This window comes from Alloalcanivorax venustensis, assembly GCF_047495515.1.
In the GTDB taxonomy this organism is placed as follows: domain Bacteria; phylum Pseudomonadota; class Gammaproteobacteria; order Pseudomonadales; family Alcanivoracaceae; genus Alloalcanivorax; species Alloalcanivorax venustensis.
This window is the reverse complement of record NZ_CP179934.1, coordinates 379,397-401,851: the sequence shown is the minus strand read 5'-3', so window position 1 is coordinate 401,851 and position 22,455 is coordinate 379,397. Positions and strand designations below refer to the sequence as shown.

Genomic DNA, 22,455 nt, shown 5'->3' with positions numbered 1-22,455 from the left:
GTTAGTTATAAACTAACCAAGCGCCGCAGGAGGTCCACCTAATGTATTTCTTCGTGAGTTGGCAGCCATATATAGAGTCGGCTAAAGTTGCTCCGGACATTCCGGCCTCTGCGAGATGTTCTAGGAGACATCCCTTCGCTCAAAGTTAGGTGAGCCAATGCGGAGAAGTTAATGGGCGATGCCACCGTAAAGGCTCTTAGAGATCTGCTCTCAGCTTAAAATCCGTTCAAGGTGGCTGATATCGCCGCCGTTTAACTCGAGCGTTAAATGATATATGGAAGATGACATCACAAAAAGAATTTCGTCGGCGTATCAGGTCATGCAGGTTGCTAAAGAACAGGCTCTCGAAGAGGCGAGAGTTGATAAGAAAGCAAAGCAAGCCTCTGTGAGGCTTGAGTCACTTCTGAATGAGCATACCTTGCTTTTGCGGGAAGCGAATGAGCATGCTGCCTCGATGGAGAAAAGAGCTTATGAGTCAGAACGAGAGGCCAGAAAGGCTAGGCGTCATGCAATTTTGTCAAATGTTATTGCTGTTATTGCCTTAGCGATTACTGCGGTTCAGTACATTTCTGGGAGTTAGAGCCACTTTCCGAGATAAGCACTAGGACACCACCGCGTTCCGGTGCTCATGGATGTTAGAGGGAACAAAATGGAAGACGGCGATATTGTTTCATATGCCGCCTTGGCCGTGTCGATATTCAGCGTGGTCACATCCTTTTACTTTGGACTCCGAGACCGCGTCAAAGTGAGTACAAGTTGTAAGTACTACCCGGCACATCCTGAGTATGACCGTGAGCATCTAAAAATCCGCGTGGTCAATCGTGGTAGGCGTGTCGCGGTTTTGACCATGTTTGGAGGTGATACGATCGATGGTCGTTGGCAGGGCGAAGCGCTGGGCGAGAAAGGCGCTGGGCTGCGCCTCGCCGAGAACGAGTTTTACGACCGAGAATTTTACCGTGAGGATGTAGAAGCAGTCGCGCCAGACGTGGAATCTGAATTCTCCAGACTTTGGTTCGAGGATTCACTGGGGCGCCGCCATATTGTTAAAGGGTCAAAAGGCTCAATATCGAGCCTCAAGCACGCAAAGCCACTTTAAGCCGTCGCGCAACTCGTTTAGCTATGCGTTAGGTGGCGTAGGTACTGCAAGGGAGTTTATTTATAACGTTCATGAGTCAATCAAAGCTGGGATACTAATAGTCAGCTCAGGAGTTACCGATAGAACTAAGGGGTTGATAGAGAGGCACAATAAAACTACCGACAATAAGAAAGCATTTCTGGTGGTGGGCGACAGCGATCTGAAGATAAATAATGAGCTTAATAAGATATTCAGAAAAAGTTTAAGATGGCCGGACTCACAAAAATAGAAAATGAGTATGGTGTTAAAAAGGAAAGTACTCCAACCTTAATAAGGTGCTGAAAGTTGGGTTTGACTAATGGTAATTTTTTTATAGTCCATGGTGAAGAAATTGTTGCGCCTCCTGAACTATTTAATATTTTTATGGTGGATTATAGATGCCAAAAGTAAGATTAGGGCCCGACGGTGTACACATATTTGATCGAAAATCAGGGTCTAATATTCTGTTGGATGAGATTGTTCCTCCAAGAGATCTTTGGACGCGTAGCCCAAGACAGGTTTCTATTGCATTAACTAATGCATGCGACCTCAAGTGTACTCACTGCTATGCATCAAAGACACCAGCAGTATTAGATTTTGAATCTATAAAAAAATGGGCACTGGAGTTGGATGAGGCTGGCTGTTTTGGAATTGGCTTTGGTGGCGGCGAGCCGACGCTTTACCCAAAAATCGTAGAACTTTGTCATTTTATAAGTAAATATACCGGCCTTGCTACCACCATGACATCGCATGGTCATAGATTGAATTCCCAACTATTGGACGACCTTAAGTCGTCGGTGAACTTTCTTAGAATGAGTATGGATGGTGTGTACGAGACTTATGAAAAGATAAGGGGGCGCTCTTTTCATTCTTTCCTTGAAAAGTTGGCCTTGATCAAGGGCCACATCCCTTTCGGGATTAACTATGTCGTCAATAAAAAAACCATTGGTGATTTGACGAAAGCAGCGGAAATTGCGGAGCAGTTCCAAGCCAAGGAACTACTTCTTCTACCTGAGGAACCGTATGGGCGAGGAAATGCTGTTCCAGAGCAAACGCTTAATCAGCTTTCGGACTGGGTAGGCTCTTATAAAGGCGGTTTACAGCTATCGATTAGCTCTGCGCATTCCGAATTAGTAAGAAGTGAATTGCCTTTACCTAGCGAAGAAGAGCAGATTGCTTTTGCTCACATAGATGCAAGGGGTGTATTGAAGCGATCATCATTCGATAGTAGCGGCGAGATTATAGGTGATAAAGGCATAATGTACTCATTTGAACGATTATTAGAAGGTCGAAAATTGATATGAAATTATGGAATAGCTACGGGTCTGAGCACTCCCTCAATCTTGTTATAATCGGGAGTTTTAAGGAAGAACATGAAGCCGAAGCGTTTGAGAGATTGACTGAGAAAGTCACTAGATTTCTAAGGGATAACCGAGAGTTCGACGTTGAGGCCGACCGCTTTGATAGTAAAACGCTCGATTTTTTGAGTAAAGAAAATCTCTTTTTTCTAACACCTGATCAGCTAGGACAAATGCTGTATGACGCTCATCTCTCTCGTCATGACAAGGATATCCGCATTACGTCAGATGATGATGTTAACGCATTTATTACTCTTCTAATACATAACGGTGCGAAGGTAAAAGTTTTTTCAGCACATGATTACCCGGAAAGTCAGGACGATTAGGATTTGACTATGCTTAATTGGAGCCGCTTTCAAAGTTTACCCGGCGCCGATACTGAGAATTTCGAGAAGCTGTGTCGAGGCGTGGTTAGGAGAAATTTCGGAAGTTTAGGGCCTTTGTTCGAGCTGAAAAACCAACCTGGAGTCGAGTTTTACTTAACTTTAAAAGACGACCATCCGCGATTGGCAAAAAGGAACGAAACTGTTGGATGGCAAAATAAATGGTTTTCTTATAAATCAAATGGGAAGCTAACTGAGGCAGCGAAAAGACAAATTACTCATTCATTAGATAAGACCAAGGAACATGTATCGCATATTGATCATTGGTTTCTGTGGACCCATAAAACCTTAGCTAAATGTGATCAAGAATGGTTTTATAATCTTAAAAAAAATTACAGTTTTACTCTGCACCTTTGGAATCAGAATGATCTAGATGAGCTTCTATCAGGCCCTGCTTTGGATTTGCGTAACTCATATTTTGGCGAGCTTGCTTTGACAGATGAAATGTTGCTTGAGCAGCATGAGAAATCGATTGCTCCCGTAAAAAGCCGCTGGCTTCACCAAGTTCATCAGCGAATGGATGCTGAGGTATTAATTAGAAAGGTGCTGGGCGAAAAAGAAGCTTGGGAAACGTTTAGAGATATCGCAGGTAGTTTAGATAAAGTATCTGAGAATATTATATCCAGGATTGATGAGCCTGAGTATACTAAATGGAGAGATGATCTAGAATCTTTTTATTTATATTGCTTGAGGCTCATCAGGTGTTGCCAGATTTTCAATGAAGATATATGCGGCGACGATATTGAAGATGTAATGGCGGTGCTGAAAGAAATTGATTCTAGGTCAAGCCTGGAGCTTCGAAAGAGCTTGATGCAGCTTCGTTCGGCTAACCTATCGCTAGCTTTGATAATTACTAATGCCTTAGCATATATCAAAGATTTGAGGAACTTGTTCAGATCAGCTGTTGAGTTGCTTTCCCAGCAGTTTATCGCGGTTTTAGCTGATGCTGGTGGTGGAAAAACACATCTCGCCATAGAGATTACAGCTCAAATGCCGGATAGACCTGCTGGAATTTTCGTACTTGGGCGGCGTCTTAAAAAAGGCATGACGCTAGACGATATTGCTCATGATTTCGCTTTCTATCAGAAACAGGTTGATAATTTCGAATCCTTGATTTCGGCAGTAAACTTTGCGGGCGAAAGATCAGGTAGACGCTTGCCAATCGTCATTGATGGACTAAACGAAGCTCAAGACCCACGAGAGTGGAAGTATTTATTTGAATCTATCATTCCAGTTTTAAAAAAGTATCCGAATGTCGTTTTGGTATGCACCTTGAGAACATCAGAAAAAGGCCGGGAAAATTACCTTCAGACAAGCCAAAATCACCGATCCGATGCCAGAGAGAGTTTTGCGCGACAATCACTACCGCAATCGGCCTTTGAAGTTCTTTCTGAAGGATATGGTGAAGCGTTGACTTATAAAGCAATTGAAGATTATTTTCAACTTTATAAGATAAAAGCAGATCCTGTTGTTGCACCTCTAAACTTCTTTTCCCACCCTTTGAATCTTAAGATATTTTGTGAGGTCACTAATGGTGCAGGTGAGCATGAAGTGCCTGTCTCTTACTTCCCTTCTTCAATATACAGTCTTTTTAGAGAGAAAATAGATCACACGGCCAACTCAATCGCTGGGTTGACCAATCTTAGAAAAAGGATTCGCTTCGAAGATACAAAGAAAGCTGTTCATCTTATAGGTGAGTGCCTATGGGAAAGAAATGCTCGATCAGTAGACGAGGAGGGCTTCAGGCATAAAAACCAGTTGCCCCTTCATGATTGGGACTCAGATATGGTCAATCTTTTAGCGCAAGAGGGGATTATATTTCGAGACGAAGGCGGTAAGAAGTTCTGTTATGAATTAACTCCAGTTTATGATCGACTGGGTGGCTTTATTGTTGCAGAGTACCTTTTAGCGAGTAATTCGGGTGAAAGTTTAAGTGATTGGATTAACCAAGCCGATGTTATAGAAAAACTGTTTGGTGCTATACCGCATCAACATCCGCTCTCCCAAGATATCCTCCATGCCTTGGTGGTGCTGGTTCCGAAAACAATGTATCGACAGCAACTTTGGAAGGCTCTTTCCGAAGAATATCAAGGTGTTGCGCTTACACTAACGCCCCTAATCGATAAGGATGATATTTGTTTAGAGACACTTGATAATTATAAAGATTTAATAATACGTGATGGGTTGTTAAACAGTGATATTGAGCGCCTGTTGACCTTAAGATATGCAGTTGGACACCCGTTAAACGCTGAATTTTTTAATGAAATATTGTTTAATCTTCCGATGGCGGCCAGAGACCTATCATGGACTGAGTACATCAGGAGCCAGAGCTCAAAGACTGCTACGGCGATGCACGACCTTGTATCGAAATTGAGATCTGGAACTAAGTTAAATCCGGAAACGATCCGGTTGAGAATTATTTTTTTCTCCTGGCATCTTACTTCTACAGTGATCGAGCTGCGGGATCGCGCCACAGAGTTACTATACCACGCAGGGCAACAAGATCCCGAATCGATGTTTGAGTTCACATTAGAACAGCTAAATGTAGATGATCTTTATGTTTCTGAGCGTTTGCTGGCGTCAAGTTATGCGCTTGCAACAGTTCTGGTGACCTTGCCTGAATATAGTGATGCGGTAATTAATTATGGAAGAAAATTATATAATGTGTTTTTCACTCCAGATGCTTCAGGCGCCACAAAACATTTGTTAGCAAGAGAGTACGCAAGTTCTACGTTAAAGCTGATACTTTTTCACCACCCTTATAGTGTAAGAGATCTCGACGAAAGCTTATTCTTGCATCCATTCCCGCATATGCGTAAGAGACAATGGGGGTGTATTAAAGAGGATGAAGAAGAATGCTCTCGGTATGACTCACCTTTTAGGATGGATTTCGAAAACTACACGATTGGCCGTCTTGTGAGAGGCAGGGGAAATTATGATTATTCCCATGAAGGATATAGAGTTGCGCGCGGAAAGATACTTTGGCGAGTTTATGATCTGGGCTGGTCATATCAAAAATTCAAGAATGTAGAAGAGTCCATCGATTCAGGCAGGCATCATTTCTCGCGTTCGGAACGATCCCGTATTGAAAGATATGGTAAGAAGTACTCTTGGATTTCCTATTATGAGCTTGCCGGCCAATTAAGTGATGAATCGAAATTGGAATATTATGGTGACACCCGTTTCACTACGGATATAGATCCCTTTTTTCCTGATAAAAATAAAGATTCAGAGATCGCCGTTTATGAATTTGTCTCGGACGAATCCATTACGACAAATGAATGGATATTAGATGGTGGGCTCCCCGATCTGTCCAGCATTCTCGAAATTCAATCGGATGGTCAGGATTGGGTTCTTTTATATGGTTCCAATTCTGAACAGTCGAAGAAGTTAGATAGAAACTTCTATTGTGCAGTAGATGTTGCTTTTATTTATGAACAAAGCGAGGCTAAGATTAGGGAATATGTGGCCCAGAAAAAGAGTATAGACTGGCCGGAAATCTTTAGTAGTTCCGGAGTCTATTCAGGAGAGTTATATTGCGAATCGTTCAACGAAATTAACGATATATCTGAAGTAAGATTCGAGATTGGGCATGAGGTGCAACAATATGAGCAGCCTGAAGTCAGGATAAATAATGAAGTTTATTTGGAAGGAGGAACTGTTGAGCGGAAAGTTCCCATCTTTGATAGCTCGAGTATTTTCCCTGCAACCATTAGGTACTATTGGGAAAATCCGGGCAGTTCAAATGAAAGCACTAATCGGCTGGCATTGTCTCCTTGGGTTGTGAAAGATCTCGAGCTTAGCTTTAGTCCTACAGAGTTCATATACTCGGACAAGAATGGTGACGTCGCCGTTTTGAGCGTTAGCGCAAGAGGTGATGAATTCGATAACTATCGGGATCTTATATATCTGAGAAAGGACTTGTTTGTAAGGCTGGGTAAGAGATTAGGGATGATACCGATTAGACATATTGTTGGAGAAAAGAGATGCGCTAATCCTGAGAATTTAAGAGGAGAAGATTCATATCGTCGTTTCGAAGATGTCGGTTAGGTTGCCGTTGGCAAATAAAGCTGTCTTTAAATCTCACCAGATTTATTGACGATCCATCATGAGGATGTTAAAGAAAGTGATGCTAACAGACAGCTTTTCGGTTGTTTACCAAATCTGTTACAAATAATGGCGCTATTTATTGTATCTTGGTCGTCCAGGTTTTTGGGCCCCGGCGAATGGCCGGGCCCCTATTCTTACTCACCATTATCTCGAATAATAGAAAGCCGACCGTCTTCAACGGATACCGACACAGGCGTATCGATGTTGAACCCCGCCTGCTCCAGCCAGGTACCTTTGAGAAGAAGAAATGGAATGATGCGGTTGCCGCTGTAAGGCTCGCTTTTCAGCGTGTAATCCCAGTGGCCTTTGCGGACCTTCAGCTTGCGCTGTTTCATGATGTTGCTCCTTGTGCTTATTTCGAATTAAAAGCAATGGGTGGTCAGGAGGTTCGAAACAGCCACAAGAACTGCTCTGGGTATTTCCCGAAGGTGTTGTATTCCCCAGACCTCCCGACCCTTACAGGCCGGTTTTCAGGCAAAAAAATACCGCGGTTGGTTCGGGTTGCGGTGAGGCCCGCTTGTGGGAGTTTCGACGCTCCTTATGGGAAAGTGTACTTCGATTTGCGGTACTGTCAATGCGTCCAGTGCGCAGGAGCGGTTAAAGTGCTTTTCTCCTACACATATTTAAGCTATTGCTTACGCTTAACCATGCTAGAGAGTGTTATTTAGTTGCGCCGCTCGGTTGATCGATGGGAAAGGGAGAAATGTAAAAATGAAAGCAGGGAGCCCGTATTTAAAGGACGGCGCCGATTGGTCGGAGCATGAGTATTATCTTGTTGGTGATGATGCCGGCTTGCGTAACCTCATGGGGGCCTGCGAGGCGGCTATCGAGAATGGCGAGGCTCGACGGGAGGATCTTGGCGATTACATTGGCGTGAAATGCCTCAGCCGTACCTTCTTCGAAAAGCCCGATGAGCATAGTTCGAGCTTTGAGACCGCAATCGTCGTTTTGATGGTCGCGCTTGCCGTCACGTTGATGCTGATTGGACTCTATACGGTTGGCACTTGGCTGTTCTAGTCGGTAGTTCGGCTACTGAGCTAACAGCTTAATCTTTGCCGTCCCGATGCTTGTCATTTACCTCAGGCGCTGGCTGACCTTTTTCTCCACCAGACCAAAACGCCCGTGACGCTCAACACGATCACCGCCAACCCCAACACCGTCGCAACAACCCGGTAACCCACCCCACCCACCGCCGCAATATGCAAACTGGTCAGCCAGCTCGTCACCGTATTCCCCGCCGCTTCCCCGCTGGGCAGGTAGTGGCCCAGCAGGGCGCCGTCCGTGGCGTCCACGTATACCCAGGTTTCCCCGAACCGCTCGTTCACGTCGCTGCTGGTGTGCGCCATCAGTTTGAGGGCGTTCTTGTGCGGGGTGTAGGCGAAGCGTTCCAGGGCGTGGATTTCGAGGCCGCGCTCTTTGCCCAGGGCTTCCAGGTGGTGGCGGGCGGCGTGGTAGCCGGGTTCCCAGCCGATGGGCGGTTGTGGGTTGGGGGTGGCCCGGGTGGGCACGGCGGCAAGTGGGTCTTCCTGGAAGCTGAGGAACAGGCCGGTGGTGGGGCGGTAGATTTGGTCGTAGAGGGTGAGGGCGACGCCGCTCCAGGCGAAGACCAGCAGCAGGGCCCAGGGCCAGAGGCCGCCGGCGCGGTGCAGGTCGAAGGTGCGTTTGTGGCCGCCGACGCGCCAGCGGATTTGCCAGGCTTTGGCCCAGCGTGTCCAGAAGCGGCGGGGGCGGTGCCGGGCGTCGCGGCGGCGCGGTGGCGGGAAGGTGAGCCAGGCGCCGACGAAGCAGTCCAGGGTCCAGAGCAGGGCGATGGCGCCGAAGATCCAGGTGCCAATGGTGCCCAGGGCCAGGGAGTGGTGCAGGCGGTAGACGAAGGGCATCAGGTTGCTGACGCCCTGGCTCAGGTCGCCCCACAGGCGGCCGCCGAGGATCTGGCCGGTGTAGGGGTTCACGAACACTTCGTCGATGGGCAGCGCGGGCGTGTCTGCCTTTGCGCTGAGGAAGAAGCGCACCGGGCTGTGGGCGTCCGGGGGCGCGAGCATCATCCAGTGCACGTTGGCGTCCGGGTAGGCGGCGTCCACCTGGTCGCGCAGGGCGAAGGGCGAGCGCGGTTCGCTGTGCGCGGCGGGGGGCTCCACCTGCAGCCAGTGCGGGTTGATCAGGGCGTCCAACTCGTAATACCACACCAGCAGGGCGCCGGTGAGGCCGGCGATGATCAGGAAGCCTGCCATCACCAGCCCGACGTAGCGGTGCAGGAGCACCAGCTTTTTACGCATCAGAACAGGTACTTCACGCGCGCCAGGTAGGTGCGGCCTTCTTCGCGGATCACGCCGTCGAACGAGCCGGGGGAGAAGATTTCCTCGTCGGTGACGTTGTTGAGCAGCAGGTCCAGTTGCAGGGCGTCGGTGACGGCGTAGTAGGCGCCCAGGTCCACCCGGGTGTAGGCGGGCAGGGTGACGCTGTTGTCGGCGTTGGCGGGGCGTTCGTCCACGTAGGCGACGGTGCCGCCCAGGCTCAGGCCGGTGACGGCGTTGAGGTAGTAGCGGCTTTGCAGGGCGGCGGTGTGCAGCGGCACGTTGATAAAGCGGTTGCCTTCCAGGGTTTCGTCGTCGGTGCGCAGCACTTCGGTGTCGGTGTAGCCGTAGCCGGCGCTCAGGTAGAGGTTGCTGGTGGCGTAGCCGTCCACGGTGAGCTCGGCGCCTTTGGAGCGGGCGCGGCCCTCGGCCACCTGGAAGCCGGCGTTGAGCGGGTCGCTGATGGCCATGTTGTCTTTTTCGATGATGAAGCCGGCGGCGTTGATGTTGAGGCGGCCGGCGGTGACGCGCACGCCCGCTTCGTATTGCACGCTTTCTTCCGCGTCCAGCGGCTGACGGCCGGAGGTGGTGCCCTGCTGGGGCACGAAGGCTTCGTTGCGGCTGGTGTAGAGCGAGGTGCTGTCGGTGAGGTCGTAGACCAGGCCGAGCTGGGTGGTCCAGGCGGTTTCACCGAGCTCGGCGCGGGTGACGGTGTCGCCGGCCATGAAGTCGGTGGTTTTCTGGGATTGCTCCGCGTCGGTGTAGCGCAGGCCGGCGAGCAGGGTCCACTTCTCGGCGAGGGTGATGCGGTCCTGGACGAAGCCGGCGAGGATGCGGTCGGTCTGGGTGAAGCCACGGTCGCGGGCCTTCGTGCTGAGATCCATGGGGCCGTAGACCGGTTCGTACAGGTCGATGGGGTCGATCAGGAACACCTGGGTGGGGCGGGTGCTGTCGGATTCCCGGTAGTTCACGCCGGCGATAAAGCGGTGGGTCATGCCGGCCAGGGTGGCTTCGCCGCTCAGGTCGAGGATCACTTCGTGGTCGGTCTGTTTGGCGTCGTCGCTGGCGAAGATGATGCGGTTGAGGGTGCGGAAGTCCGCGCCCAGGCCGAACGGGGCGTATTCCTGGAACGTCTGGTCGTTTCGGGTGTAGGCGTAGCTCAGGCGGGCGTCGATGGTGTCGGTGATCGCCTGGGTGAGCCGGGTGTTCAGGTAGAGGGAATCCCGCTCGGTGGTGGCGTCTTTCCAGGCGGTGTTGAAGTCGTCGCTGTAGTCGCCGTTGGGGTTGGGCTCGATGGCGCCTTCCGCCGGGGCGCCGCCGGGCAGGGCGGTCCATTCGTTGGCGGAGTAGCTGCCTTCCACGGTGAGGTTGGTGGTGTCGGTGAGGTCCACGGTGACGTTGGGCGCCACAAACAGGCGCTCGTAGCCCCAGTAGTCCATGGAGGCGTTGCTGTCCTGGTGGGCCAGGTTGAGGCGCGCGCGCACCCGGTCGTTGAGCGGACCGGTCACGTCCAGGGTGGTGCGGTGGTAATCGTAGCTGCCGTATTCGGCGCCCACTTCCGCCTGGTAATAGTCCAGCGGCTGCTTGGTGACCACGTTGATGGTGCCGCCCGGCTCCATCTGGCCGTACAGCACCGAGGCCGGGCCCTTGAGGATTTCCAGGCGCTCCACGTTGGCGAGGTCGGTGGGGTGGTCGGTCTGGCGGAAGCCCAGGCCGTTGACGGACTCTTCCGCGTTGAAGCCGCGGATCAGGAAGTCGTCGGCGAACATGTCGCGGGCGGAACCCGAGCGGTTGGCGCTGGGGGTGAGGCGCACCACGTCGCCGACGGTGTCGGCCTGGGCCAGCGCGAAGTTTTCCCGGTTGTAGACGCTCACGCTTTGGGGGATGGCTTCCACGGTGTCGTTCTTCTGGCGGCCGTAGACGGACACCGCTTCCAGGGTATTGCTCTCTGCTTCCGGCGCCGCTTCCAATCGATAACCGCTGTCCACCCGCACGGCGGTGACGCCGCTGCCGGCCAGCAGCGCGCGCAGGGCCTGCTCCGGGGTGTAGTCGCCGCTCAGCGCCGGCGCCTGCTTGCCGGCCAGCAGCGAGGCGTCACCGCCGATCGCCAGCCCGGTCCGCCGGGCCAGGTCGATCACCGCCTGGTCCAGCGGCTGGGCGGGCAGGTTGATTGCCTGCGACGCCTGGGTTTGGGCCAGGGCCGGTTGGATAAGCGATAGCGGGGTCAGCAAGCCGAGCAGCAAGAGCGCCTTGGGCGCGGTGGTTCCGGTGTTCATTCTTTGGCTCCAGCGTGGGTTCGCGGTGTTGTTTTCGCGTGTCTTACCTATGAAGACAAAGCAGGGGAGCCAATCGGGCAGTGGTGGCGCGAACTTTTTGTGGAGCGGGCCTGTTTTGTGGGAGCGGGCTCCTTTGTGGGAGCGAGCCTGCTCGCGAAAGGGTGGCGTTAGCCACCCGGCAGGATCCCAGAGAGCTCTCTAACGGTGTCGCCAACAAAGTCTCTGGAATCCTGCCGGCAAGCAGAGCTTGCCTTTCGCGGGCGGGGCCCGCTCCCACAAAGCCCGCTCCTACAAAAGCTCGCTCCCGGAAGTTTTCTATCGGGGCCGGACGGTGACGTACCAGGGGGTGAGGTAACGCACCTCCAGGTTGAGTGTGTCCGCGAGCAGGGCCAGGGCGGCGTCGCTGTCGTCGGCGGGGAGGACGCCGGTAAATCGGCGTGGGCTTTGGGCGAGGGCGTCGTCCAGGGTCAGCAGGCCGGGGCGGTGGCGGGCGAGACGTTCGATCACGTCCGTGAGCAGCGCGTTGCTGAAGGCGAGGCGGCCGTCGGCCCAGTCCGGGCGCTGGCTTGCAGTGGCTTCGCGGGCGAGGACGCCGTCGCGATTCAGGTCCGCCTGCTGGCCGGCGCTGAGTTCCAGCTGCTCGTCGCTATGGCGGGGCGTCACCGATACCCTGGATTCCTGCACCGCCACCCGGGTGAAGCCGTCTTCCAGGCGCACGCTGTATTCGGTGCCCAGGGCGGTGGCGGTGAGGTGGCGGGTGACCACGCGGAAGGGCCGGTCCGGGGCCTTGGCCACGGTGGCGAGCAGCTCGCCGCGCACCAGTTCCACGGTGCGGGTGGTGTCGCTGTAGTCCAGGTCGATGGCGCTGCCGCTGTTGAGCACCACCTGGCTGCCGTCGGGCAGGGTGAGGGTGCGGATCTCCCCGGCTGCGGTGCGGTGGTCGGCGGTCCAGTAGGCCCAGGGCAGTTGCGCCCCGAGCAGCGCCGCGAGCAACACGGCGCCCAGGCCGGTGAATTGCCGGCGGCGTTGGCGGCGACGTTCCTGGGCGGGCTCGGTGGCCTGCCACAGGCGCTGGATCTGCTCGAGCACCTGGCGGCGGCGCGGGTCCTTGGCCTGCCAGGTGTCGCACTCCGCTTGCAGGTGGGGGCGCTCGTCGGCGCCGGCGGTCTGCAGGGCGACCACCCATTCGGCGGCTTGCTGGCGGATGCGGTTCAGCTCGGACACGGTGCCTCCGCCAGGCTGTCGTAGAGGCGCGCGTGGCAGTGGGCGAAGGCCTTGGCCAGGTACTGTTTGACGCTGCTTTCGGACACCGACAGGCGGCGGGCGATTTGCCGATACGTCAGGCCTTCGAGACGCGCCATCAGGAAGGCGCGGCGCGGTTTCTCGGGCAGTTCCTCCACCAGCAGCTTGAGCACCGTCACCAGCAGGTCGCGGGCGGCGGCGATCTCCGCCGGGCCGCGCTCGTCGCGGGTCTCCACCAGAATCGCCACCTGACGCAGGGCTTCCTCTTCCACCTGCTTGCGGTGGTGGCGATTGATCATCAGCCGGCTGGCGATGACCATCAGATAGGCACGCGGATCGCGCAGCGCCTCCAGCGATTGCTCACCCAGAATCAGCCGCAGAAAGGTGTCCTGACTCAGGTCCGCCGCGTCCTGCGGGCAGCGCAGCCGCCCGTGCAGCCAGTGCGTCAGCCAGCCGTGGTGCGCCGCATACAGCTCGCCCAGTTCCCGTTGGGAACCGGGCAGCAGGGGCTGGCTGTCGGTGGCGGCGCCGGACATAGGATTCGATTCGTATTTATAATTGAGAGTGATTATCAATTAAAGAATGAGAAGGCGCAACTCGTGCTGCTCAAGGTTCCCGAAAAATGAGCGTGAGGGCGTGGACCTGCTCAAAATCGCCTTTTTTTGAGCATCACGCCCCAGGACACTCTGCTGAGTTAGCGCGGATCTGTATCGTTGACCGCACCAGTTAACCGGTGCTATTAATGGATCCTATTCTTCTCTTGAGGTGCACACCATGTCCGTGAAGTTCTCGGAAGACGTTGTCCCGCTTTCGGATCTGAAGATTAATCCCGGCAAAGTGATTGGTCGGGTTCAGGAATCCCACCGCCCTATGTTGCTGACTAGCCGTGGTCGCGGGGTGGCCGTCGTTCAGGGGTTGGAGGATTACGAGAAGACCGCGGAGGAGCTGCGGTTCGTGAAGGCGGTGGCACAGGGGCTGATGGACGCCCGCGAAGGCGATACGGTTTCCGTGGAGGAAGCGCGAAACGCCCTGGGTCTTAAGTAAATGGAGTTACGTGTCGCGCGCTCCGCCCTTGAGGACCTGAAAGCGATTCAGGCCTATTACGCGGATGAAGGGGTACCGCACATCGGCGATGAGTTTGTCACCGCCATTCTGGAAGATTCGGAGATACTGCGGCGTCATCCCGATGTGGGTAGAGCAGTGCCGGAATTCGGCATGGACCATATCCGGGAACGTATCCATCCGCCTTTTAGGGTCGTTTATCTGAGAACAGCCACGGAAGTCGTGCTTATCCGGGTATGGCGAAGCGAGAGGCAGCTCGAACTGCCGAATCAGTAATCGTCAGATCGAAAGCGGATGGTCGCCGGGTTTAACTTGATCAAGGCAAAGGGCAGTTAGTCATTTTGAAAATGGGGGATAAATGACGATTCCGTTATCAACCTTGTTAAGTTTAAAGAACCTGGATCGCTACAAGCTGCATCTTGCTTGCTGGAATGGCGACGTTCAGCCTTTGGATGTGTTCGTCAGGAACAAATCCGAGTGGGACGATTGGAACAGGTGGCGCTCCGCGAAGGATGAGTTCAATCGAGACTATGTCATTGCCTTTGCGGACTTCTACCATGAACCACATGTCTGGCTCTTTGGCGGCATATACCGGGTAACCGGGCGCGAAGCGGTAAACTTTTCTCATAGTTATACCGTGGAAAGGAGCGAAGAGCACGCCGACTTGATCGGCCGACTGAAGGTGCATCTTCCCCGGCCAGCCAGGGGGCGCTCCTTCAAGCTGGAAAACTATTATCAAAACATGTCGGTGTCGGAGATACTCAGGGAGCCCTACACCGGTGAGCGTTTCCCCGGCTATGAAAGCATCACCTGCGATTTTCCGGAGTTGGAAGCGATATTTCGCGCCGTGCGCCCCGACTGGAAGGCGGCTCTTGAGAGCGTCAAAGGCGTTTACCTCATCGTTGATCAAAGTAATGGTAAAAAGTACGTCGGATCGGCATACGGGACCTGGGGTATCTGGACACGTTGGCGGTGTTATGTGCAGACCGGCCATGGCTGGAATGATGAGTTAACGAAGCTTATCGCCGAAGAAGGCATGGATTACGCACGCCGGAACTTTCGTATTTCTTTATTGGAGTACAGGCCAGCCAGAACCGATGACAACGTGATCATTGCTAGAGAGAGCTTCTGGAAAGAGGCCGTTTTGTCTCGCGTACCCCTTGGCTACAACAAGAATTAGTCTATTCAATAAAAAGAACAAGGAAAATAAGCGTGAGGCACAAGGGGATCCTGACCAAGTGGAACGACGATCGAGGCTTCGGATTTATTACGCCTTCGGGCGGCGAAGAGCCGGTGTTCGTACATATTTCCGCGTTTGCCCGGGGGCAGGAGCGGCCGGTGCTGAATCGTTCCCTGACCTATCGGTTGGTTCGGGATGAAAAGCAGCGGCCGCGCGCGGCGGACGTGCGTTTCATGGTCAGCCGCCGGCGGCCGGCGCGTCAAAAAAGCCGTGGGCTGATACCGGCCGCCCTGGTGGTTGCCGCCTTCTTCGGCGGATTGGCGGCGCTGGTACCGCCACCGGAATGGCAGCGTCTCGCTGGCTTTTACACGCTGGGCAGCGTGGTCACCTTTCTTTTTTACGGCCTGGATAAGCGGGCGGCGACGCGCGGCGGCTGGCGCACCTCCGAGGCGCGGCTGCATCTTTTCGAGCTGCTGGGCGGCTGGCCCGGTGCTTTGCTGGCGCAACGAGTATTTCGCCACAAGACCCGCAAGGCGGAGTTCCAGGTGGTGTTTTATCTGGCGGTGGCCGCCAACCTGGGGGCGCTGGGCTGGCTGCTTTGTGCGGACGCTGGGGTCGATCTGCGTTCCACGGTCGGTCTCACGCAAGTCACTCTAGGATGGCTGCAGGGTTTCGCCTCCTAACCTAGGGAAGTATAAGCCATGGCTTACAAATATTTGCGATTTCTCCGATAGTGCGGACGCTGCTTATTCAGGAAGCTGGGCGCTGAGCTATTTAGCGGACGGTCGATAGAATGGACTTCTGGCGAAGCGGCGAAATAAAGAACAACGAGAGTTTGAGCGGCTTCGAAGCCGCGGTTCTGGGTACGCGCCCCACGACCGCGTTGGCCACCCTGGCCGCTGTCTCCTTCGTTATTCTGGTCTCGGTCATGTACCTGCCCGACGCCTGGCTGGACTCAGACTGGTTCCAGGTGCTGATGCCGGTTTCGTTCAAGCTCGCCGTGGCACGCTGGATCCACGCCGACGCGCTGGCGCGCGGATGGCTTCCATCCCGGGCGATATTTTATGTCTGCTTTACGTTGATCTCGCTGTTGATCGGTTATCCGGCTTATCTGTTGATGTCCCGGGGGTGGAAGGGCGCGTTGGTGACGGCGGGCAAAGCACTGGGGTTACTGGTACTTTTGTCGATTCTGGCCGTCGTTGCCTCTTTAGTCCTGGAATCGGTAATGGCCAAAATTACCGAAACTATGAGGTAATGCATCGTAGTTATACAGTGTCGAGGATACCCCATGAGCGTCACCACCGTTCGTCTTCAGGCAGACGCTGGAGGCCATGGGGGCCGACGCCCAGGGGAAGGTGGTGGACGCCGGCGAGGTGCATGATTGGCTCGCTAGTTGGGGCACCGAGGATGCGCGGGATGCACCGGGGTCGGGACGGTGAAACGGGTTTACACGGACATAGCCACGAACAGGGGGTGCCATGACCGCGAGCACAGTGGCGTTGTGGAGTTGCGGGCTGTTCTTTCTCACCGGTCTGCTGACCGGGGTTTGGAAGTACGTTCAGATCAGAGGCAGTGACAAAGCCCGGGCGCATTACTATGTGGATGTCGCCCACCGGGCCAGCCTGATGTACGCCTTCGCCTGCCTGGTGCTGGAGCGCTTTGCTTCGCTCAGCGTCTGGCCGGAGTGGGTCAACGTGCTGGCGGTGTTGGCGTCGGTGCTCTTCTTCGCGTTGGCGGTGGGCAGCTACATTCTGCACGGCGCCCTCAAGGACACGCGCAACCAGCTGCAGAAGCCGCACGCGTTCGGTTCCGGGTTTCTGCCCGCCTGGCTGATGACCGCCTTCATGTGGGCCCTGGTGGCCGGGGAGATCGGCGGCTTCCTGGTGCTGTTCGCCGGCTTCGCCGCCGCCTAGGCGACGCCGCTGGCGAGGGCGGGGCGGATCAGTCGCCGCCGGTGGGGGTGACCCGCCAGATCGTATTGGACAGATCATCGGCGATGATCAGCGCGCCCTCCGGGTCCACGGTGACGCCCACGGGCCGGCCGCGGGCCTTGCCGTCCTCGTTGAGGAAGCCGGTGGCGAAGTCGATGGGCTCGCCGGCGGGTTCGCCGTTCTGGAACGGCACGAACACCACCTTGAAGCCCACCGGCACGCTGCGGTTCCAGCTGCCGTGCTGGCCGACGAAGGCGCCCTGCGCGAACTGCCCGCCCATGTTCCCATCGGAGAAGTCCACGCCCAGTGCGGCCACGTGGGAGCCGAGCGCGTAATCCGGTTGGATGGCGCTTTCCACTTTTTCCGGCTTCGGCGGTTTGACGCGGGTGTCCACGTTGTCGCCCCAGTAGCTGTAGGGCCAGCCGTAGAAGGCGCCTTCTTGCACCGAGGTCAGGTAATCCGGCACCAGGTTGGCGCCCAGTTCGTCCCGTTCGTTGACCACCGTCCAGAGCTGGTCCGTATCCGGGTGGATGGCGAAGGCAGTGGGGTTGCGCAGGCCGGTGGCGTAGGGCTTGTGCCGGCCGGTCTCCGCGTCGATCTGCCAGACCATGGCGCGGTCTTCCTCCACGTCCATGCCCCGTTCGCCGATGTTGCTGTTGGAGCCGATGCCCACGTAGAGGAATTCACCGTCGGGGCCGGCGGTCATCGCCTTGGTCCAGTGGTGGTTGATCTTCGCCGGCAGGTCGGTGACTTTCTCCGGCGGGCCGCTGGCCCGGGTCTGACCCTCGCTGTAGTCGAAGCGCACCAGGGCGTCCTGGTTGGCGACATAGAGGGTGTCGTCGATCAGCGCCAGGCCGTAGGGGGCGTTCAGGTTATCGGCGAACACTTCCCGGGTCTCGTAGCGGCCGTCGCCGTTGTCGTCGCGCAGCAGGGTGAGCCGGTTGCCCGGTTTCACCGAGGTGGTGCCCTGCTTCTTGATGTAGCCGGCGATCACGTCCTTGGGCCGCATGGCCGGCGCCTTGCCGCCGCCGGAGCCTTCCGCCACCAGGATGTCGCCGTTGGGCAGCACCAGGGTCTGGCGCGGAATCTTCATGTCCTTGGCGATGGCTTCGATCTGGTAGCCGTCCGGCACCGTGGGCTTCTCATCGCCCCATTCGGTGGGCGTGGAAATGTCCATGCTGGGCAGCAGCCCGCGGCTGGGTTCGGGCAGCGTCGGGTTGGGGCCGGTCTCCGGCGGTGCCGGGTCGCCACCGCAGGCGGTCAAGGTGGAGAGCGTGGCCAGCGCGAACAGCGCCAGCGCCGGAATTGAAATCGTCTTAGCGTGCATGAGCCACCTCCCGGGCGCGCAGCCCCGCATATCCAATCCAGCTGGCGATCAGCGCCAGCAAGGTCACCACCACCGACAGCCACAGGCCTGCGGGCATGGCCGCCCAGCCGTCCTTCGCGTGGACCAGCGCGTTGATGAAGCCCACGGCCATCATCACCAGCAGCACGATTAAATAGGCGAAGTGTTTACCGGTGCGCTGCCGCCCGCTGACCAGGCACTCGATCAGCGCCCACAGCGTCACCAGGGCGCCCGTCAGCATGGCGCCGGCGATCAGCCAGGAGGCGAAGTTGGTCCACTGCACTTCATAGGTGGACGAATAGGCCAGGTCGCTGAGCAGCGCGCCCAGGAACAGCGGCAGTGGGAAGGCAAGCAGGATGGCGTGCAGCGGATGCAGCGCACGCGGGTAATCCGTTACGTTGTTGTCAGCCATGACGTGTCTCTCGCTTTTTGAGGCTCTTCCCGTGCTACGCCCCTTTCGCGACTAATGCAAAGGGGCAAGCGCGTGCTCCATCAAATAGCCGGCGAATTTTAATATCTTTAATAGTTTGAGCGATGGCACGGCTATTGCTTCGGCTCTCGCATGACTAAACACTCTGACCCCATGAACGAGCGCGTGGACGCCGTGCGGCGCAAGCTGGACGTGGACGTCTGCAGCCTCTACCTCGCCCATCCGGACCGGCAAAGCCTGGAGATCGTCGCCACCAGCGGCCTGCACCAGAGCGCGATTGGCAAGCAGCTGAGCTACGCCCAGGGCCTCACCGGCAAGGTGGCCCGCACCCGCCTGCCGGTCGTCGCCCGGGTGATCCAGGACCACGCCGACTACTTCCACGTGGAGGGCTCCGGCGAGGAGCGCTTCAAGAGCTACCTGGGCATCCCGCTGGAGCACGACGGTGAGCTGCACGGCGTGCTGGTGGTGCAGACCGAGCAGACCAAGACCTTCTTCCACCGGCATATCCAGGAGGTGCACCGCGCCGGGCGGGATCTGATGGCGTCATTGATGGCGCTGACGTCGGTTTCCGGGTTTGTAACTCACTGAATGTTCTGGTTTTATTGATCTCCTATTGGGGATTTTCAGTGACATATCGGGGGATGCAATGGGTAAAAAAATAATCAGGGACACCCTGGAGAACGAGGAACGGCTCAAAACATTCGCGGTGCTGAACGAGATGACGGTGGAGGCGGCCAGGGAAATCCTGCAGCGCCTGCTGGAGAGGCCCGGGATTTCCGACGAGGTGAACAAGTACGTCTTCTCGGAGGACCGCAGCGACGAATTCAGAGGCTACGTCGCCGGGGACGAAAAAGGCTACCAACGGGGCCATGAGACCGGTTTCTTTAAAGGCGTACTTCTGGGCGCCCTGGCCGGGGCCGGCGCCGTGGCGGCTTACGTCGTCGGCAAGAAGTAGAGGTGGCCAGGCCGGCGGCGGGGCGCGCGATGGAGCCCGCCCCGGGGCCGCCGGTCAGCACGGACCAAGACGAACCGCCCCAAAACCGGGATAATGGCGCCCACTGAAGGCCATGGCGCGCCACACTCCTTAATACCGGTAGTTTCCCCATGCAGATCAACGTCAATTTCCTCGACAACCTCCGCCTTGAAGCCAAGTTCGACGATTTCACCGTGGTCACCGACCAGCCGATCCGCTACAAGGGCGACGGCTCGGCGCCCAGCCCGTTCGATTACTTCCTGGCGTCGTCGGCGCTGTGCGCGGCCTATTTCGTGCGGGTGTACTGCAAGGCGCGGGACATTCCCACGGACAATATCCGGCTGTCGCAGAACAACATCGTCGACCCGGAGAACCGCTACAACCAGATCTTCAAGATTCAGGTGGAGCTGCCGGAGGACATCTCCGACAAGGATCGCCAGGGCATTCTGCGCTCCATCGACCGCTGCACGGTGAAGAAGGTGGTGCAGACCGGGCCGGAGTTCGAGATCGAGACGGTGGAGAACCTGGACGAAGACGCCCAGGCGCTGCTGATGGCCGGCGTGGACGGCGAGGCGCGCACCTACATCGAGGGCAAGGACCGGCCCCTGGAGGAAACCATCGCCACCATGACCGGGATCCTCGAGGACCTGGGCATGAAGATCGAGATCGCCTCCTGGCGCAACATCGTGCCGCATGTCTGGTCGCTGCACATCCGTGATGCCGCGTCACCCATGTGCTTCACCAACGGCAAGGGCGCCAGCAAGGAGAGCGCGCTGTGCTCGGCGCTGGGCGAGTTCATCGAGCGGCTGAGCTGCAACTTCTTCTACAACGACCAGTATTTCGGCGAGGAGATCGCCAACAGCGCCTTCGTGCATTACCCCAACGAGCAGTGGTTCCAGCCGGGCCCCAACGACGAGCTGCCCGAGGAGATTCTGGATGCCCATTGCCGGGCGATCTTCGATCCCGAGCGCGAGCTGGGCGGCTCCAATCTGATCGACACCAACTCCGGCAACGAGGCGCGCGGCATCTGTTCGCTGCCGTTTGAGCGCCGCTCCGACGGCGAGACGGTGTGGTTCCCGTCCAACCTGATTGAGAACCTGTACCTGAGCAACGGCATGAGCGCCGGCAACACGCTGCCGGAGGCGCAGGTGCAGTGCCTGTCGGAAATTTTCGAGCGGGCGGTGAAGAAGCAGATCATCGAGGAAGAGCTGGCGCTGCCGGACGTGCCGGCGGACGTGCTGGCGAAATACCCGAACCTGGTGGAAGGTGTCGAAGCGCTGGAGGCCCAGGGCTTCCCGGTGCTGGTGAAGGACGCCTCCCTGGGCGGCCAGTTCCCGGTGGCCTGCGTGGCGCTGATGAACCCGCGCACCGGCGGCGTGTTCGTGTCGTTCGGCGCCCACCCGAGCCTGGCGGTGGCGCTGGAGCGCAGCCTCACCGAGCTGCTGCAGGGCCGCAGCTTTGAAAACCTGAACGATGTGCCGTTGCCCACCTTCAACAGCCTGGCGGTGAGCGAGCCCAACAACTTCGTGGAGCACTTTATCGACTCCACCGGCGTGGTCTCCTGGCGCTTCTTCAGCGACAACGCCGACTACGATTTCCACGAATGGGATTTCTCCGGAAGCACCCAGCAGGAAGCGGAGAATCTGTTCGGCATCCTCGAGGACCTGGGCAAGGAGGTCTACATGGCCGTGCACGAAGACCTGGGGGCGCCGGTGTGCCGCATCCTGGTGCCGGGCTATTCCGAGGTCTACCCGGTGGAAGACCTGGTGTGGGACAACACCAACAAGGCGCTGGATTACCGGGAGGACATCCTCAATCTACACGTCCTCGACGACGATCAGCTGGCCGATCTGGTGGAGCACCTGGAAGAGAGCCAGATCGACGACTACACCGACATCATCACGCTGATCGGCGTCGAGTTCGACGAGAACACGGTCTGGGGTCAGCTCACCGTGCTGGAGCTGAAGCTGCTGATCAACCTGGCCCTGGGCCAGCACGAGGAAGCCCTGGAGCGGGTGGAAGCCTTCCTGCAGTTCAACGACAACACCGTCGAGCGCAACCTGTTCTACCGCGCGGTCAGCGCGGTGCTGGAGATCCTTCTGGACGACGAGCTGGAGCTGGACGACTACCTGCGCAACCTGCGCCGGATGTACGGCGACGACACCATGGACGCGGTGGTCGGCTCGGTGGATGGCAGCGTCCGCTTCCACGGCCTGACGCCCACCAACACACGCCTGGACGGCCTGGAAAAACACCAGCGCCTGATCGAAAGCTACAAGAAGCTGCACGCCGCCCGTGCGGCGAGGGCGGGAATCAATCTGGCTGGCTAATCGGCTTGGTTTGAGCCACTCAGGAAAAGTGTTCGTGGGGCATCATGCGCTTATGCAGAATGCGCACGATGTGCACGGCGCCGCACGTTGCTCGCGCCCCCAGCGACGTTCCGTGTAGCGTGCGATGGCGCGTAGATCCGCTTTGGCCTTCCTGGAAAGCGTAAAGGGGGGCATCAGGTGGTGTCTTCCCGGTCCAGTTCCTCAATGAAGCTGTCGTAATCGTAGTCGGCAACGCCGCTGTTTTCGCCGTCCTGGAGCATTTTCCGGAGGGTGCCGAGGCGGGTCTCCGCGTCCTCGAGCAGGCGCAGCCCCGCTCGCACCACCTCGCTGGCGGAGCTATAGCGTCCGCTGTTCAGTTGCTCCGCGACGAAGGTGTCGAAATGCTCGCCGAGGCTGATGCTGGTGTTCTTTGGCATGGCGCACCTCG

General features: G+C 56.6%; 23 protein-coding genes. 15 read left to right on the top strand and 8 right to left on the bottom strand.

From position 1 onward, the window contains the following. The first annotated feature begins 274 nt into the window (after positions 1-274). From ACMG4O_RS01930 to ACMG4O_RS01910, 5 genes are all read left to right on the top strand, one after another. Positions 275-580 (top strand): hypothetical protein, encoded by a 306-nt coding sequence (locus ACMG4O_RS01930; protein WP_414434318.1) that lies wholly within the window; start codon positions 275-277, stop codon positions 578-580. Between the two features lie 69 nt (positions 581-649). After that, on the top strand, positions 650-1,096 hold the full coding sequence (locus ACMG4O_RS01925; RefSeq protein ID WP_414434317.1) for a hypothetical protein: 447 nt from the start codon (positions 650-652) through the stop codon (positions 1,094-1,096). Between the two features lie 416 nt (positions 1,097-1,512). Next, positions 1,513-2,418: a radical SAM protein gene (locus tag ACMG4O_RS01920; RefSeq protein ID WP_414434316.1), complete on the top strand. Its 906-nt coding sequence runs from the start codon at positions 1,513-1,515 to the stop codon at positions 2,416-2,418. Beyond that, positions 2,415-2,798, top strand: coding sequence for a DUF6375 family protein (locus tag ACMG4O_RS01915; RefSeq protein WP_414434315.1), 384 nt, complete (start codon positions 2,415-2,417; stop codon positions 2,796-2,798). The genes ACMG4O_RS01920 and ACMG4O_RS01915 overlap by 4 nt, the downstream gene beginning before the upstream one ends. Positions 2,799-2,807: 9 nt before the next feature. Then, positions 2,808-6,905 carry a hypothetical protein gene (locus ACMG4O_RS01910; protein ID WP_414434314.1) on the top strand — a complete coding sequence of 1,366 codons (4,098 nt, stop codon included), beginning with the start codon at positions 2,808-2,810 and terminating at the stop codon, positions 6,903-6,905. A 194-nt stretch (positions 6,906-7,099) separates the two neighbouring features. Here the strand turns inward: ACMG4O_RS01910 and ACMG4O_RS01905 are convergent, their stop codons facing one another. Further along, entirely contained in the window at positions 7,100-7,300 is a 201-nt protein-coding gene (locus ACMG4O_RS01905) for a SymE family type I addiction module toxin (protein WP_414434313.1), read from the bottom strand. 376 nt (positions 7,301-7,676) lie between these two features. Between ACMG4O_RS01905 and ACMG4O_RS01900 the strand changes: the two genes are divergently transcribed. Continuing rightward, positions 7,677-7,982 (top strand): hypothetical protein, encoded by a 306-nt coding sequence (locus ACMG4O_RS01900; RefSeq protein ID WP_414434312.1) that lies wholly within the window; start codon positions 7,677-7,679, stop codon positions 7,980-7,982. A gap of 62 nt (positions 7,983-8,044) precedes the next feature. Here ACMG4O_RS01900 and ACMG4O_RS01895 read toward each other — a convergent pair whose 3' ends face one another. The 4 genes from ACMG4O_RS01895 to ACMG4O_RS01880 form a co-directional block, all read right to left on the bottom strand. Continuing rightward, a complete protein-coding gene (locus tag ACMG4O_RS01895; protein ID WP_414434311.1) occupies positions 8,045-9,241 on the bottom strand; it encodes a PepSY-associated TM helix domain-containing protein in 1,197 nt (398 codons plus the stop codon). Beyond that, complete coding sequence (locus tag ACMG4O_RS01890) at positions 9,241-11,535, bottom strand: TonB-dependent siderophore receptor (protein ID WP_414434310.1); 2,295 nt, start codon at positions 11,533-11,535, stop codon at positions 9,241-9,243. The genes ACMG4O_RS01895 and ACMG4O_RS01890 overlap by 1 nt, the downstream gene beginning before the upstream one ends. 315 nt (positions 11,536-11,850) lie before the next feature. Then, positions 11,851-12,759: a FecR family protein gene (locus tag ACMG4O_RS01885; protein WP_414434309.1), complete on the bottom strand. Its 909-nt coding sequence runs from the start codon at positions 12,757-12,759 to the stop codon at positions 11,851-11,853. Then, positions 12,747-13,313: a sigma-70 family RNA polymerase sigma factor gene (locus ACMG4O_RS01880; protein WP_370209744.1), complete on the bottom strand. Its 567-nt coding sequence runs from the start codon at positions 13,311-13,313 to the stop codon at positions 12,747-12,749. Before ACMG4O_RS01880 ends, ACMG4O_RS01885 begins: the two co-directional genes overlap by 13 nt. Before the next feature lie 238 nt (positions 13,314-13,551). Between ACMG4O_RS01880 and ACMG4O_RS01875 the strand changes: the two genes are divergently transcribed. From ACMG4O_RS01875 to ACMG4O_RS01850, 6 genes are all read left to right on the top strand, one after another. Next, on the top strand, positions 13,552-13,821 hold the full coding sequence (locus ACMG4O_RS01875; protein ID WP_370209745.1) for a type II toxin-antitoxin system Phd/YefM family antitoxin: 270 nt from the start codon (positions 13,552-13,554) through the stop codon (positions 13,819-13,821). Next, complete coding sequence (locus ACMG4O_RS01870; protein ID WP_370209746.1) at positions 13,822-14,115, top strand: type II toxin-antitoxin system RelE/ParE family toxin; 294 nt, start codon at positions 13,822-13,824, stop codon at positions 14,113-14,115. Between the two features lie 82 nt (positions 14,116-14,197). Beyond that, entirely contained in the window at positions 14,198-15,019 is an 822-nt protein-coding gene (locus ACMG4O_RS01865) for a GIY-YIG nuclease family protein (protein WP_414434308.1), read from the top strand. Positions 15,020-15,051: 32 nt separating this feature from the next. Continuing rightward, a complete protein-coding gene (locus ACMG4O_RS01860) occupies positions 15,052-15,702 on the top strand; it encodes a DUF1294 domain-containing protein (RefSeq protein ID WP_414434307.1) in 651 nt (216 codons plus the stop codon). A gap of 110 nt (positions 15,703-15,812) precedes the next feature. Continuing rightward, a complete protein-coding gene (locus ACMG4O_RS01855; protein ID WP_414434306.1) occupies positions 15,813-16,274 on the top strand; it encodes a hypothetical protein in 462 nt (153 codons plus the stop codon). Positions 16,275-16,497: 223 nt separating this feature from the next. After that, entirely contained in the window at positions 16,498-16,932 is a 435-nt protein-coding gene (locus ACMG4O_RS01850; RefSeq protein WP_414434305.1) for a hypothetical protein, read from the top strand. A 28-nt stretch (positions 16,933-16,960) separates the two neighbouring features. On the opposite strand, the gene ACMG4O_RS01845 is transcribed toward ACMG4O_RS01850, so the two are convergent. Continuing rightward, positions 16,961-18,277, bottom strand: a complete 1,317-nt coding sequence (locus ACMG4O_RS01845) for a PQQ-dependent sugar dehydrogenase (protein ID WP_414434304.1) — start codon at positions 18,275-18,277, stop codon at positions 16,961-16,963. Beyond that, positions 18,267-18,707 (bottom strand): DUF2231 domain-containing protein, encoded by a 441-nt coding sequence (locus ACMG4O_RS01840; protein ID WP_414434303.1) that lies wholly within the window; start codon positions 18,705-18,707, stop codon positions 18,267-18,269. The genes ACMG4O_RS01845 and ACMG4O_RS01840 overlap by 11 nt, the downstream gene beginning before the upstream one ends. A gap of 150 nt (positions 18,708-18,857) precedes the next feature. Between ACMG4O_RS01840 and ACMG4O_RS01835 the strand changes: the two genes are divergently transcribed. The 3 genes from ACMG4O_RS01835 (at position 18,858) to ACMG4O_RS01825 (ending at position 22,028) form a co-directional block, all read left to right on the top strand. Continuing rightward, positions 18,858-19,313 (top strand): GAF domain-containing protein, encoded by a 456-nt coding sequence (locus tag ACMG4O_RS01835; RefSeq protein WP_414434302.1) that lies wholly within the window; start codon positions 18,858-18,860, stop codon positions 19,311-19,313. A gap of 58 nt (positions 19,314-19,371) precedes the next feature. Beyond that, positions 19,372-19,680, top strand: a complete 309-nt coding sequence (locus ACMG4O_RS01830) for a hypothetical protein (RefSeq protein ID WP_370233664.1) — start codon at positions 19,372-19,374, stop codon at positions 19,678-19,680. A 149-nt stretch (positions 19,681-19,829) separates the two neighbouring features. Further along, positions 19,830-22,028 (top strand): OsmC domain/YcaO domain-containing protein, encoded by a 2,199-nt coding sequence (locus tag ACMG4O_RS01825; protein ID WP_414434301.1) that lies wholly within the window; start codon positions 19,830-19,832, stop codon positions 22,026-22,028. Between the two features lie 173 nt (positions 22,029-22,201). On the opposite strand, the gene ACMG4O_RS01820 is transcribed toward ACMG4O_RS01825, so the two are convergent. After that, entirely contained in the window at positions 22,202-22,444 is a 243-nt protein-coding gene (locus tag ACMG4O_RS01820; RefSeq protein WP_414434300.1) for a type II toxin-antitoxin system ParD family antitoxin, read from the bottom strand. Between the last annotated feature and the right edge of the window lie 11 nt (positions 22,445-22,455).

What these genes read in the sequence shown, in the direction of transcription:
- ACMG4O_RS01915 (WP_414434315.1), top strand. Translation starts at nt 2,415, where the DNA reads ATGAAATTATGGAATAGCTACGGGTCTGAGCACTCCCTCAATCTTGTT.
- ACMG4O_RS01855 (WP_414434306.1), top strand. Translation starts at nt 15,813, where the DNA reads ATGGACTTCTGGCGAAGCGGCGAAATAAAGAACAACGAGAGTTTGAGC.
- ACMG4O_RS01880 (WP_370209744.1), bottom strand. Translation starts at nt 13,313, where the DNA reads ATGTCCGGCGCCGCCACCGACAGCCAGCCCCTGCTGCCCGGTTCCCAA.
- ACMG4O_RS01895 (WP_414434311.1), bottom strand. Translation starts at nt 9,241, where the DNA reads ATGCGTAAAAAGCTGGTGCTCCTGCACCGCTACGTCGGGCTGGTGATG.
- ACMG4O_RS01825 (WP_414434301.1), top strand. Translation starts at nt 19,830, where the DNA reads ATGCAGATCAACGTCAATTTCCTCGACAACCTCCGCCTTGAAGCCAAG.
- ACMG4O_RS01840 (WP_414434303.1), bottom strand. Translation starts at nt 18,707, where the DNA reads ATGGCTGACAACAACGTAACGGATTACCCGCGTGCGCTGCATCCGCTG.
- ACMG4O_RS01910 (WP_414434314.1), top strand. Translation starts at nt 2,808, where the DNA reads ATGCTTAATTGGAGCCGCTTTCAAAGTTTACCCGGCGCCGATACTGAG.
- ACMG4O_RS01920 (WP_414434316.1), top strand. Translation starts at nt 1,513, where the DNA reads ATGCCAAAAGTAAGATTAGGGCCCGACGGTGTACACATATTTGATCGA.
- ACMG4O_RS01850 (WP_414434305.1), top strand. Translation starts at nt 16,498, where the DNA reads ATGACCGCGAGCACAGTGGCGTTGTGGAGTTGCGGGCTGTTCTTTCTC.
- ACMG4O_RS01830 (WP_370233664.1), top strand. Translation starts at nt 19,372, where the DNA reads ATGGGTAAAAAAATAATCAGGGACACCCTGGAGAACGAGGAACGGCTC.
- ACMG4O_RS01930 (WP_414434318.1), top strand. Translation starts at nt 275, where the DNA reads ATGGAAGATGACATCACAAAAAGAATTTCGTCGGCGTATCAGGTCATG.
- ACMG4O_RS01835 (WP_414434302.1), top strand. Translation starts at nt 18,858, where the DNA reads ATGACTAAACACTCTGACCCCATGAACGAGCGCGTGGACGCCGTGCGG.
- ACMG4O_RS01900 (WP_414434312.1), top strand. Translation starts at nt 7,677, where the DNA reads ATGAAAGCAGGGAGCCCGTATTTAAAGGACGGCGCCGATTGGTCGGAG.
- ACMG4O_RS01865 (WP_414434308.1), top strand. Translation starts at nt 14,198, where the DNA reads ATGACGATTCCGTTATCAACCTTGTTAAGTTTAAAGAACCTGGATCGC.
- ACMG4O_RS01820 (WP_414434300.1), bottom strand. Translation starts at nt 22,444, where the DNA reads ATGCCAAAGAACACCAGCATCAGCCTCGGCGAGCATTTCGACACCTTC.
- ACMG4O_RS01905 (WP_414434313.1), bottom strand. Translation starts at nt 7,300, where the DNA reads ATGAAACAGCGCAAGCTGAAGGTCCGCAAAGGCCACTGGGATTACACG.
- ACMG4O_RS01890 (WP_414434310.1), bottom strand. Translation starts at nt 11,535, where the DNA reads ATGAACACCGGAACCACCGCGCCCAAGGCGCTCTTGCTGCTCGGCTTG.
- ACMG4O_RS01870 (WP_370209746.1), top strand. Translation starts at nt 13,822, where the DNA reads ATGGAGTTACGTGTCGCGCGCTCCGCCCTTGAGGACCTGAAAGCGATT.
- ACMG4O_RS01845 (WP_414434304.1), bottom strand. Translation starts at nt 18,277, where the DNA reads ATGCACGCTAAGACGATTTCAATTCCGGCGCTGGCGCTGTTCGCGCTG.
- ACMG4O_RS01925 (WP_414434317.1), top strand. Translation starts at nt 650, where the DNA reads ATGGAAGACGGCGATATTGTTTCATATGCCGCCTTGGCCGTGTCGATA.
- ACMG4O_RS01875 (WP_370209745.1), top strand. Translation starts at nt 13,552, where the DNA reads ATGTCCGTGAAGTTCTCGGAAGACGTTGTCCCGCTTTCGGATCTGAAG.